The 11953-nt window shown below is 66.9% G+C and carries 8 protein-coding genes; 1 reads left to right on the forward strand and 7 read right to left on the reverse strand.

What is annotated here, in order from left to right; translation table 11 throughout:
- Positions 1–103 precede the first annotated feature (103 nt).
- A complete protein-coding gene (locus QSK35_RS00975; RefSeq protein ID WP_285741258.1) occupies positions 104–649 on the reverse strand; it encodes a sigma-70 family RNA polymerase sigma factor in 546 nt (181 codons plus the stop codon).
- A gap of 272 nt (positions 650–921) precedes the next feature.
- Between QSK35_RS00975 and QSK35_RS00980 the strand changes: the two genes are divergently transcribed.
- Positions 922–1158, forward strand: coding sequence for a hypothetical protein (locus QSK35_RS00980; protein WP_285741259.1), 237 nt, complete (start codon positions 922–924; stop codon positions 1156–1158).
- 101 nt (positions 1159–1259) lie between these two features.
- On the opposite strand, the gene QSK35_RS00985 is transcribed toward QSK35_RS00980, so the two are convergent.
- The 6 genes from QSK35_RS00985 to QSK35_RS01010 all read right to left on the reverse strand — a co-directional run bounded on the left by QSK35_RS00985 (position 1260) and on the right by QSK35_RS01010 (position 11923).
- On the reverse strand, positions 1260–1862 hold the full coding sequence (locus QSK35_RS00985) for a M23 family metallopeptidase (protein WP_285741260.1): 603 nt from the start codon (positions 1860–1862) through the stop codon (positions 1260–1262).
- A gap of 863 nt (positions 1863–2725) precedes the next feature.
- Positions 2726–4558, reverse strand: coding sequence for a hypothetical protein (locus tag QSK35_RS00990; RefSeq protein ID WP_285741261.1), 1833 nt, complete (start codon positions 4556–4558; stop codon positions 2726–2728).
- Positions 4555–5628 (reverse strand): hypothetical protein, encoded by a 1074-nt coding sequence (locus QSK35_RS00995; RefSeq protein WP_285741262.1) that lies wholly within the window; start codon positions 5626–5628, stop codon positions 4555–4557. Before QSK35_RS00995 ends, QSK35_RS00990 begins: the two co-directional genes overlap by 4 nt.
- Positions 5625–6563 carry a hypothetical protein gene (locus QSK35_RS01000; RefSeq protein ID WP_285741263.1) on the reverse strand — a complete coding sequence of 313 codons (939 nt, stop codon included), beginning with the start codon at positions 6561–6563 and terminating at the stop codon, positions 5625–5627. The genes QSK35_RS00995 and QSK35_RS01000 overlap by 4 nt, the downstream gene beginning before the upstream one ends.
- Complete coding sequence (locus tag QSK35_RS01005) at positions 6564–8771, reverse strand: hypothetical protein (protein ID WP_285741264.1); 2208 nt, start codon at positions 8769–8771, stop codon at positions 6564–6566.
- Positions 8768–11923 carry a tubulin-like doman-containing protein gene (locus tag QSK35_RS01010; protein ID WP_285741265.1) on the reverse strand — a complete coding sequence of 1052 codons (3156 nt, stop codon included), beginning with the start codon at positions 11921–11923 and terminating at the stop codon, positions 8768–8770. The genes QSK35_RS01005 and QSK35_RS01010 overlap by 4 nt, the downstream gene beginning before the upstream one ends.
- Positions 11924–11953 lie beyond the last annotated feature (30 nt).

The raw sequence follows: 11953 nt of genomic DNA on the forward strand, positions 1-11953 counted from the left end.
ATGATGTCCTGCATCAGTGTCGAGACCTGCCGGTTCCATTCGGCCAACACCGGCGCCCTGACGAGGTGGAGTGTGGGAGTCGGGTTGTTCATCGTGGACGGTGTCAGGCGGCGACGAGGAGTTCCTCGTCGGCGACCGGCGACTCGGCCGCGGCGAGGTGGCGGCGCAACGCGACCAGCGCGGAGTGCGCGCGGGACTTGACTGTGCCCAGCGGGATGCCGAGCTCCGCCGCGGTCTCCGGATGCGTGCGCTCCATGATGAAGATCTGGCCGATGATCTCGCGCTGGTACGGCGTCAGCTGCGACATCGCCTGATGCAACGCCATCCTGGTCACGGAGCGGTCGGCGACGCACCAGCCCATCGGGATGTCGGTGAGCATGGCGTCCGACGTCTCCTGGGGCCTGCGTGAGCGGCGGCGCAGTGAGTCGATGAGCAGGTTGCGCGCGACGGTCACGAGCCACGCACGGCACGCCTCCGGGGGAGCACTGAGCACCTCGGGCGTCCGCCACGCTCGCAGGAACGTCTCCTGCAGGATGTCCTCCGCGGTGTGTGGGTCGACGTGGACGCGGGTGCGCAGGTACCACATCAACGTCCGCCGGTGCAGGCGGTAGAGCTCCTCCAGGCTGCCTGTGTCGGCAGTGCGGTTCATGGTGGTCATCGGCCCGGCCTCCGCCTCAGGTGAGCGTGGTGCGACGACCCATACGGTCTTCCGGAGCCGATCTCGAAACATCGGTATACACACGTAGTTCAGGCACATACGTACTTCGTGCGGCCGCGGCGCCTTCCCGGCTCGGTGAACATACCGATGTTCCGCACGCTGCTTCCCGTGATGGTCGACGCATCACCTCGACACCGGGAGCCGACCATGAACACCACAGAACTGCTCACCAAGTCCGGTAGCTACAGCGGCAACTTCAGCGCATGATCGACCCGGATCCGATGGAGGCGTTGCGGATCTGCCCCGTGCGTGCCGCGGGGGAGGAGATCGACGGCGCCATCGAGTACGTGCGTTCGCTTGTGGACATGGCGCTGGACCTCGGTGACCTGGAGTGGGCGGCACAGGCGAGCCGGACGCACCGGGTGCTGTTGGCCGCGCGCGATCTGGGCATCGGCCGGAGACTTCGCCAGGAACCGGGAGAAGAGCGCGCGGCCGCGTGAGGACGATGCGCTCGGTCCACTATGGATGGATCCACCGATCGTCGCCCTGAGCTCGGCACGCCGGGCAGCCCGCTGGTCCGGGTGCCCGGCGTGCCCGTTCCTCACGGCAACCAGCTGAGCGGATCGACTTTCCTTCCGCCCTGCCACACTTCGAAATGAAGATGTGGCCCGGTGGACTGCCCCCGATTGCCCATCTTGGCGATTTCTTCGCCGGCGCGGACACGTTTACCCGTGGGCACCGTGAACCGGTCCACGTGGCCGTATACGGTGACGGTGCCGTCGTCATGCCGCACCCGGATCCACAGCCCGAAGCCCTGTGCCGGGCCTGCCTCGACCACCACGCCGTCGGCGGCCGACCGGATGGGCGTTCCGATCGCGTTCGCGATGTCGATTCCCTGATGCATTACGCCCCAGCGTGCGCCGAATCCCGAGGTCAGCACCCCCGTCGTCGGGTAGACACGCTTGGGCCTGCGGGCCTCGGCCTCCTCGGCCGCGTGTCTTGCCGCCTCGGCCTGCCGTGCCTCATGGGCGCGATGTGCCTGTGCGGCCGCGTCCGTGAGCCGCACCGTGAGCACGTCCTGCAGCTCTTCGATCAGCCGTAGTGCGGTGTGGGCAGGCTCGAACTCGGTGTCGGCATTTCCAGTTGCCGTGTTTGTCGCCAGCATCAATGCGGCGATCGTGGGCAGCACAATTTTCCGGGACATGTCGTCGCCCTCTCGATGGATTGCATCGAAGGTAAGGCAACAATGTCGGACAGGTAAGGCCGTTGTTTTAAGTACGAGAATCTGCGACCTAACCGGGGCGGCTGCTTCCTGATCTAGGTGACGATCGTCGGCGAGGTTCCATGCGGACTGGACTTCCAGCTACGTCCCATGCTCGCAACTCTCCGTCCGTAATTGAGACGGATTTGATTCTATTAACGGTCTGACGGGTGTAACTATAGATCAAACGAATTGATGCGAAGCGGCTGCCTTCTTCGCTGTCGGGCCTCCTGTTGAAGTTCGTAACGTGGTGGTCTGAATTGGGAGGAGGTGCCACTATGTGGGAAGAAGCGATCTACGTGACGCCGTCCCTGGATGAGGCAAGCCGGACAAGGTCGCAAAGCTCTACCAGGACCTCGGGATCGAGCTGGAGTACGACAAAGCAAAAGAGGCCGTCTATGCGACGACCTCTCCGCGTGTGTTTAGCGAGTGTGTCCGAGGAGGAAGTCGCACACTATCCACCCACGTAGCCCTCCGCGGCTCTGCGTAGACGAACCTAGCTCGGCAGGGATGTTTGGCCCGTCCTGCGGTGAGCACGAAGCTTCGCAGCCTGAGGTTGAACGCGGGCCTATCGCCTGCGAACTCGGTTTCGAGGTGCTCTGCAGCCTTCCCTGCGTATCGGCCTTGTACAGGTGATGGGTGGACAAGTAGCCGCGTATGAGGGCTCTGATCGACAGCGCAGTTGCCACAGCGAGCGCGGCTTCGATCTGCACTGCCAGGTCTTAGCGGTCTCCACTGAGCTCAAGGCGTCCGCAGTGGACATGCCGCGCGATGAGTTCGCCGTGATGCCCTGACAACGGCGTGGACTAGCCTAAGGACACAACGATGGGTTTGTTCCAGCTCGTGTTCGAATATACGAAGTTGTTGGTGTTGGCTGTGCGGTCCAACCCGCGAACATCCTCCGCCGGAACTATGACGGCGACCAGTTCTCCATCCATGGCCTTGGGATCAACGGTCGCAGCGCACCTCCACTTCACGTGTCTTTCATCTGCGGCCAAGCAGGACATCTGTGGATAGTAGAGTTGGGGCTGGCGCTTGATTCGGACGAACCCGTAGACCTGCTGCCCCTCGGCAGGTGCGGAATTCAGGCTCGCGGTACCTGCAATGGGCTGGGGAGCGATCGGCGGAGGCTGTGCTGGTGCGGCGGTCGCGGGTGTGGTCGTAGGTTGCTGTGGCGACTCAGGTTGGCCGGTCGCGAGGCCGAACCAGAACCCTGAGCCGAGCAGTCCGAGCACGGCCACCGCGATCCCGACGGACAGGATCCACGTTCTAAGTACGCGCTTCAGCGTTCGCCGTGGTCGTCTCAGCTTGATCCGACGGGGTGGACGGCCACCGTCCGCCCACCTCTTGACGACCGATGTGGAGATGTCCCTGCCCCGGTCCCAGGCGCTCACCGTCATCATCATCGCGAGGTGCTCGGACCGGGTGCCGTTGACCAGGTCCTCGGCGTGTTTCAGTGCGCCGTCGGCCTGATGGAGGTCCTCGAGTCCTCGTCCGTAGAGCGCGAGAAGCAGGCCTTGCAACATCTCGCCCGTGGCACGAACCTCCACGATGTCGGCGATCTTGTCCAGCGCGCGAACGTCCATGGCTGCGCGCAGCTGCTGGCGCTCCGCGGCGCTCACCTTCGCCAGCTCGGCCAGGTAGCCGAGCAGCTCGTCGACCGAGCCGGCGCTGAGCAGCTTGTTCACCCACGCGGATCCGAGGTCGGGTGCCGCGTACCCGCCCTTGTCATCCCTCGCCGCCATCACGTGCTGTGTCGCGGGGACGATGGGCTGCGGCCGGGGTGCTGGCGCGACCGGATGTTGTCGCCGCGTGGGCGTGGAGTCGAAGTTGGGAGCAGGCCCGCCCCTGAGCACGGTGTCGACGAGCTGGCAGGCGAGTGGCCTGGACGGGCTGTCCTCCGGTTCCCGGCGGAGATCGACGACCGTGCGACTCGCGACTCCACGTCCTGGAATGCCCGACAGAAACACGATTTCCGGCAGGCTGCGAACGCTGTCGTCGTGCCGGTCCTCGTAGGTGGAGAAGGACCAGCGCAGGTTTCTGCCCGCGCGGCGAAGATATCCGTCTGCTGCCTCGCGGAGGCCCCACACCATCGCGAGCCGGTGGGAGTCCGGACAGCCGATGACGCTCAGCGGCATGGCTGGGTTGTCGAGCAGACGCGCCAGCACCTCGACGAGCTGGTCCTCCACCTCCGAGATCAGCGATGGCCAGTTCGGCTGGACGGTGGCTCCGGCGAGATACCGAGCGCTGATCGTGCCCATCCCCACTCCTGTGGAGGGAGGGGTGACCCGCCACTCGGACCAGGTGTCCAGAGCGAGTGCGAGCGTCACGTCGAGCGCGGCGGGGGAGCCGATGAGCACGTGTGCGTTGCCACGCCCTGCGGAGTGACCGACGTTGACCCGGCGCACGATCGCCACGGATCTGTCGTCGCCTTCGTTCTCGAAGGTGAGGTAGGACATCGCGGAGGGCGGCACTGTGCCCGCTCCGTCAGGTTGAAGACGGGTGAGGTCGCTCAACCTCGCTCGCCATCGGTTCACCGCTGGCCCTTCGAACGAGTAGGCGATCAAGGTGTGCTTGTTCTCGTGGGAGACGCCGAAGAAGGCTTGCTCGACGACATCATCACGCCGAGGGTCGGTCATGGCAGTCCTACCTTCTCAGCCTCGGCTCCGGTGATCACGCCAGTCATCGCGAGGATCGACACCAGCGGTTCGAGCACTCTGATCGAACGGAATCCACGCGGATAGTGGTTCTTCGTCGGGTCGTCCGGGTTGGGGACCGCGTCGGCTCCACTGGCTGAGACGAAGTGCAGCGTGCACCGGGTGAACTCGTCGAACGGGCGGGATGACGCCCCCGCGCCGGAATGCTGCAGATAGGCGTACACGTCCCTGCTCTCTGCATGCATCCTCGCCGCGTTCAGGTCGTGCTCGTCCCCTCGGTGCAGCCAGTGGTCGGCCGGGGGCGCGTGCCGCAACCTGTCCGACTTGGTGACTGCGATCGCGACGGGCAGTCGACTGTCGGGCAACTGGCCTAGGGCCATCTGGAACGCTCTGTTCTCGGTCGCGGTCGACGACTGCCCTGTCTCCAGAGGATCTTCTGGTGCGTGCACGAAGATCACGGCGTTCGTCGCGATCAGGAACCTGTTCGCACGGGGGGCGATGCTCTCCAGGTCCTCGCCCGCGACGTCGAAGAACGTCACCGGGCGCAGGCCACCGGGGCCGCGCAGCAGCAGGATGTCGGCTGCCTCGATCAGGCCGGTACCCGTACCAGGGAGGGCCTCTCCTCGCTCGAGCGGCACGATGAACTGGTCGTGGAAGTGCTTGTGTCGCTGAAAGTCCAAGGCAGTCGCAGTGACCCCGTACCTTGAGAGCCCGTTGAGGTAGACCTGGCGGATCATCGCCGTCAACAGGTGTGTCTTGCCTGAGATCGGTGCGCCGACGAGGCCGATCACCAGAGGGTTGCGGTAGTCGGCGTACGTCGCGGGCAGGTAATGCGCCGCCGTGTCACGGGACGGGTTCGGGCACTTCCGGTAACCCTTGCGCAGACGGTTGATGGCCTTCGCCGGAGGAAGCTTGGAGAGATCATCGACCTCGTAACGGTCGTTCATCTCGTCGTACAGCGAGATGAACGGGTCCTCCGGCCACACGAACTCGTCGGCGCAGACGGGACAGCGGACATAGCGGGGAGGTTGACCGCTTCCGGGAGGCGTCATCGGAACATCACCACGACGCCCGCGACCACCGCGTTGATCAGGAGGACCATCCTGGTCATGAACCGGAAGAACGACCGCTTGGCCGGTTTGCCTTGTTCCGGTGGTGGCGCGGCGTTCCCGGTCACCGGCCCTCGCTTGCGCAGACAGACCTGGTCGAACAGCCTGCGGCCTTGCTCGAAGGCGGCGTCGGGGTTGGCGACGATGGGCAGGTGGTTGTCCGCCCGCACCACGGCGAGCAGCTGAGCCGCGGTCGGCTGTTGCTCGACGGGATTGTCGAAGACGGGGTCGAGCAACGTGCGCAACCGTTGTGGGTCCTGACTTCGATCGGATGAGGTCTCACCGAGGTGCAGTCGGCGGATGACCTGACCGGCGCCCCACAAGTCGTCGCGTTGGTCCACGATGCCGCCGCAGCGTCGCGACTCGCCGACCCGTTCGGCGAACTCGAAGTCGACGAGCTGCACTTGCCCGTCGTGACAGCGCACTGCGTCCATGCTCACTGCGCCGTGCACCACGTCCGCCACCGATGTCAGGTACACGGCGCGCAACAGGCCGTGTTCGAACCGCCTGCGCTGGGTGTCGTCGAACCGGTGGACCTTGCTCGACGCTGGTGTCCCGATGTACTCACGCAGCAGCACAAACGGCTCCTCGGCGTCCAAGTTGTACGCGACGAGGTGAGCCAGTTCCGCCGGGTACCTCCCGGGGAACACCTGCGCGAGGCGTGCGCCCGCGCGGACCTCGTTGTACAGCAGGTCGTAGAGGCGCTGGTTGGCGCTGCCGGCCGTGCGCGAGACGAACTTTCGCACATACACCCGGCCGTTGACCCTCACCAGGCGTTGCTCGAGCACCGAGCCCGGCGTGACGAACTCGTTGAGGTCTTCGATCTCGATCTCCTGCAGCACACCGGTCACGTACCGGCAGCGCACCACCTCCGCCATCTACCGCCCACCACCCAGCACCTGACGCACTGACTCCGGTCGCAACGGCAGCAGTCGCAGCGCTCCGATGAGCTCCCCGCGCTCACTCCAGGCAACACCAGGGTCTGCTGTGAGTCCTCTGTGGACACCCTCGCGTTCGAGGACGTCGCGCAGCCGTTGTGGTGCGAAGCGGACGAGGCCGGGCTCGGCAGCGGTGCTGAGGAAGCCGAGCTGGCCGCCGCGGCACAACTGCGTCATGTCTCCGTTCACCCCGGTGCGCATTACCGCGAGGGCCGCAGGCGACTCCGACCAGACCCGAGCCATCAGCGCGTCCCGCGGACCCTGGTCGCGGCTGAACCTGGTGGCCGTCAAGAGCCCGTTGCGCCGGACGTCCGTGCCGTATTCGTCGAGCAACCGGTCCAGCCGTTGTGCGTACACGCCTTCCCTCGTGTGCATGACTCGTTCCGCGGGAGGCCATGCAGGCTTCAGCGCGTCGCGGCACACGTTGACGAGATCGCCACGGATCACCGCATACAGCTCCTGCGGTACCGGCCTGGCCATCCGCACATGACCGTCCTCCGCAGACTCAGGCGCGTTGAAGAGCCGCTCCCCGGAGACCTTGAGGGTCGCGGTGACCTCCTCCAGCCCGGCCGCCACCTCGGTAGCCGCCGCGGCGAGGGTCTGTCTGCGCAGCAAGGGCAACCACTCGTGCGCTGTCACCTCCTCGGCGATCCGCGAGAGGTCGCTCACGATGCCGCGCAGCGCCTCCACCCGCAGCCGGCCGCGCCAGTCACGCACGGCCGAACGCCAGCTCAGCAGGACGGTCGCGGCGCAGAGCACCACCATCAGCACTGCGACCGCGGGGCCTGCCCACGGTGGGATGTCAGCGATGATCTGGAGGAGTCGCACTGCGAACAGTTCCCCGACGAGGCCACCGGCCAGCGCTCCCGACATCGCGGCGAGCCCGTAGGTCAGCGCAGCACGCGGGAGTGCGGCTTCGAGTCCGTACTCGGCCTCCGGCCCAGGTCGTCGCCCGAGCAGCAGCCAGCCCGATCCCCACCACGCCAAGGCGAGAAGTCCGCCGGCGAGCCAGCCCGGCCCCGCAGGCCCGAACACCAGGGTGAGCAGTGCGCAGCTCAGGAAGATCAGCGGGAGCGTGACGAGCGGCAGCGGCCAAGGGCGAAACGGTGGCATCGCAAGGGTCACCGGACCTCGCCGGTCGACCTCCTCCAGTGCGGCCGCGCATCCCTGCGGGCCGGTGTTGGCGGCGACCAACCTCAGGTCATGCGCCAGCCTCGAGAGCGCAGCGCCGTCGTCGAGCCGGGCGTCGACTGCCTGCTGCAGATCCGCCGCGATCTCGCCACCGTCCGCCTCCCTGGGACGGGGCACACCAAGCTCCACCACGTCCTCAATGGACGGACGTCCGACCTGCAGGTGGCCGTCCACGCGGTTGAGCAGTTCGGCGAGCAGGCGGCGGTAGTTCTCCACCGCCTGGCCCGCCCAGCTCACCTGGCTGCCGAGCGTCGCCGTCGGCCGAGGTGACGCGAGCAGCGCCTTCACCGTCCCCAGTGCGCGAGCGAGTTGGCTGACGTGGTCGAGCCGCCGCAACGCTTCCGTTCGCGCCTCCTGTGTGGGCCCGGACAGCACCGCGCCGTCGTGGGCGCGGGGCAGGTACGAACGGCGGATCGACGCGTCGAGATCGTGCGGCGCCGAATGGTCCGATGCGCACAACGACCGGACCGCCGCCGCACTGGCCTCGGCCAGCTCGACCGGGTCGGCCGAGCCGACCACCAGCCGGATCCCGGGGTTGGCTGCGGCGCCGGACAGCCCCTCGGCGGCCGCCACGACCTCGTCGAACAACTTCGGAACCCGTAACGCGGCGATCAGGCTGTCGAGTGCGTTCCCCGGCTGCTCCACCGGGCGTGGGACCGAGCTCTCCGGCGCCCAGTCGACGCCTCGTGGATCACCGACCCACAGCACGGTGGCGTGCCGCAGCGCGGGTGGCACGGAGAGAACCACCCCGTCGTTGGGGTTGTCCGACCCCGGCTCGCCGACCGCGACGCACACGACGGCCGTGACCATGTCCCCTCCGACGAGCGACAGGTAGGTTTCCGCGTGCTCGACCAGCGCGCTCGCGTGGTCGATGACCACCACGCCGCCGGCGATCTCGGCAGGCGGCTCGGCACCGGCGCCGCGCAGGTCGACCAGAACGATCTTCGACGTGTTCATACGCGTTGGTCACCACCGAGTCCGTTTGCGAAGTCCACTTGCTCGCGCAGGTCGACGAGGCTCTTGGTGGTGGCGCCGACCTGCTGGTGCAGTGCGGCGGGCAGTGTGTGCGTCCAGAACTCGCGGAAGGCCGCGAGCTGGGCGTCCTTGCTGAGCACTCGGTTCTGTTCCGCTTGCTTGACCTTGAGCAGTTCGGGTGTCGCGAGGTCGACGATGGTCGTGAACTCCGGTGCGGGTGGCGACGGCGACCGGTCCGCCTGTGCGGGGATCGACGACATCAGCCTGGCCGCGAGGGCGCGCCGCTCGGGCTTGTCATCGGCGAGCACCCACTGTTCGTAGGCCTGCAACATGCTGGCCCACGACGACAGGGCGCCGAGCGGCGTCAGTTCCAGCTGCATCTTCACCGCTTCCCGGCCGCCGAGCTGCACCGTGATGCGGTCGGGGCTGACCGGGTCTCCCTCGACGACGAATTTGCCGTCCCACGCCGCACAGAGCAGGCGGTGCAACACCTGCTGCCGATCTCCCTCGCTCATCAAGAGGTAGTTGCTGTCCTGGCTCAGTCGCCGTCGCCAGGGGAGGGTGTCCTCGCGCTCCGGTTTGCGCTGGGCGCTCGCCCAGAGCCAGATGGCCTGGCGCAGTTCAGGCACCTCGGTGATGCCCATTGAGCTGCGGGTCAGCACGACGACCATCGCGTCGGCCTGCACCGCGCGGAACTCCGGCTCACCGGCCAGGTCCACCGGCAGCGCCACCTCGCGGCGCAAGAACCGCTCGATGTCCTCGTCCTGCTGTACGGCGGGGTAGGTGAACAGAGCCTGGAGCGGCGCGCGGCCGTCCGGGGCGAAGCCTCCCGGCACCAGTTCGGCCAGCTTCATCCGGAACCTGTTCAGGTCGCTCTCGGTGACGCTGTTGTCCCTGCGCTGCACCGCGTTCGCGAGCAGGTCCTCCATTCTCGGGACCAGCGCCGGCCGGGTGCGGTCGCCGGGACGCACCACTTCCGCGACGGCTTCCTTGACCTGCTGCCGGACGCAGGCGACAGCGGCCTCCGGATCCTTCATCCCCGCGCTGAAGGCGTCGGCCCAGCCGTCCTGTCCCAGCAACAGGTTCAGCACGTGCCCCTCGTGGGAACCAGGGCTGAGGTGCTCGGACAGATCTTCCTTCAGGCGCTGGAGAACTGCCTGGTAGAAACCTTCGAGGCCGTCATCCTCCGGTGGCAGCAGGTAGGCGACGCCGACGCGGGGTTTGTACAGGTCCTTCGTTCGCTGGTCGAACTGCGTCGCGTCGTCGCGGGCATGAGTGAGGAACGCTTCGTGGATGGCGCGGAACTTCTCCACGAACGCCTGCCACGGCCTGTTCCACAGTCGATGGCTGTCGTTCCACGCCGCGTTCCAGATCCGCCGCGACTGCCACCTGTGCCACTCGTCCTGCTGCCTGATCACCGCCTGCGCGGCGTCGTCCGCGATCCGCAGCCGATGCAGAAGCTTCTTCGGCAGATTGCTCGGCAGCGGAGCAGCCGCGGGATTGAGTCCGGGTGGCGCTGCGGGCGGCACCCGCCACGTCTCGAGCATCGCCCGAAACCCGTCCCTGTCCAACTGCTCCGTGAGGTCGCGATGGCCGAAAACGGTGCGGTGCAACCGGAACAGGTCGAGCTCACGCAGCAGGACCGTGGCAGCCGCGGACGGGTCGAACTTCTGCGCCAGCGTGGCGACCGGACCGCCGAGCTTGCCCTTGTCGGTGTCGATCCCGGCGCCCATCATGTTCGCGCGCTCGGTCAGGGCCGCGACAACCGGTCCGTATCCGACCGGGTTCCCCTGTGGTGGTATCCGTGACGGAGCTGCCTCCAGCACCCGGTCGAGGCCCGCGGCGTTGATGAACTTCCGGATGTGCGCCTTGTTGGTCTCGGCCGCTCCCGGCGGGACACGCAGCTCCTTGATCGCGTTGGCGAGCAGGTGCGAGCTGACCACGTCGGTGAGCTCGAGCAGCGGCGTGGTCAACGCGGCGACGGCACTCGTGGTGACACCGCGTCTGCCGACGCCGGTGTCCGCGACGGCGTGGCGGTTTACCTTGCTGTTGATGAAACCGTCCGCAAAGGACTGATACGGTCGGTTCGGTCCGTTGTCATCATCGTCCTGCTCGGTCGGGCCGGCGCCGATGAGCGACATCATCAGCGACACCATGGACCGGTTGAGGTCGTCCCTGCGCACACCACCGACTGGACGCCCGAACAGGAACGCGGTCTGTACCGTGTTCGGCGGCAGTTGCACCTGTCCAAGGGTCGAGTGCGGGTAATGAACCGAAACCGCGCCGTGCGTACCCTTGTGGTCCAATGCCTCCAGCGAACCCTGTGCGTTCTGGTCGTCGATCAGACGGAACAGGTCGACGAGCGCGGAGCCCGCGTTGAGCTCGGCGGCGCGGCCGCCACCCTGACCGTTGTCGAACGCCGACGGCATGAGGACGAGCGGGTAGATCTCGGCCTCCTTGTTGCCCCTCCGGATCTGCTCGCCGATCAGGTGCAGGTAGTCGTAGTAGATCCCGCTGCCGGTGCCCCCGGCCACGGAGAACACCACGAACACGGTCACCGGGTCGACCCGATGGGTGCGTTTGCCGCTGACCACGTGCAGGTCGCCGCCGGACTCGTTGATGTCCGACAACGCGTTCTTGATCCCGAGCAACGCGGTGTCCGGGTTGCGTCTGAGCGTCTCGAACAGCACGCCGCGGCCGACGGTCGGCAGCTGGCCGGCCCCGCGGAGCAGCGGACCGATCCGCGGGTCGCTTTCCCTGGAGGGCAACCAGCCGATGGTGTCCTCGTCGGCGTTGATCCGAAGACTCTGTGCGACATCCGCGGAGCTTCCCAGTCTGGCGGGCACCAGGTCGGCGATCTGGTGCATCGTCTTCTGGGCTGCCTGCTCGTGTTCGCGTCCCGGCACTACCTCCCGGCGGACCCGTTGCAGCTCGTTCGTGCTGAGGTCTGCGTAGACGAACTGAAGGCACGACGGCAGTTGGTACGGCAGGAAGTTCGGGTCCTGGATGTCCGTCAGCAGCCTGGTGCCGTCAGGGCCGCAGAGTTCCTCGCGGAGTCGCTTCTCGAGCTCGGCGCCGACCTTGCAGCCGGTCCCGCCAAGACCGATGAACAGCATCGGTTGATAGATCCTCATTGGTGCGTCGTCCTCACGGTCACGGCGGGC

Origin of the sequence: Lentzea sp. NBRC 105346, from assembly GCF_030269605.1 — a bacterium.
Classification (GTDB): domain Bacteria; phylum Actinomycetota; class Actinomycetes; order Mycobacteriales; family Pseudonocardiaceae; genus Lentzea.

Coding starts and splice junctions, on each gene's coding strand:
- QSK35_RS00975 (WP_285741258.1), bottom strand. CDS start 649: ATGAACCGCACTGCCGACACAGGCAGCCTGGAGGAGCTCTACCGCCTG.
- QSK35_RS00980 (WP_285741259.1), top strand. CDS start 922: ATGATCGACCCGGATCCGATGGAGGCGTTGCGGATCTGCCCCGTGCGT.
- QSK35_RS00985 (WP_285741260.1), bottom strand. CDS start 1,862: ATGTCCCGGAAAATTGTGCTGCCCACGATCGCCGCATTGATGCTGGCG.
- QSK35_RS00990 (WP_285741261.1), bottom strand. CDS start 4,558: ATGACCGACCCTCGGCGTGATGATGTCGTCGAGCAAGCCTTCTTCGGC.
- QSK35_RS00995 (WP_285741262.1), bottom strand. CDS start 5,628: ATGACGCCTCCCGGAAGCGGTCAACCTCCCCGCTATGTCCGCTGTCCC.
- QSK35_RS01000 (WP_285741263.1), bottom strand. CDS start 6,563: ATGGCGGAGGTGGTGCGCTGCCGGTACGTGACCGGTGTGCTGCAGGAG.
- QSK35_RS01005 (WP_285741264.1), bottom strand. CDS start 8,771: ATGAACACGTCGAAGATCGTTCTGGTCGACCTGCGCGGCGCCGGTGCC.
- QSK35_RS01010 (WP_285741265.1), bottom strand. CDS start 11,923: ATGAGGATCTATCAACCGATGCTGTTCATCGGTCTTGGCGGGACCGGC.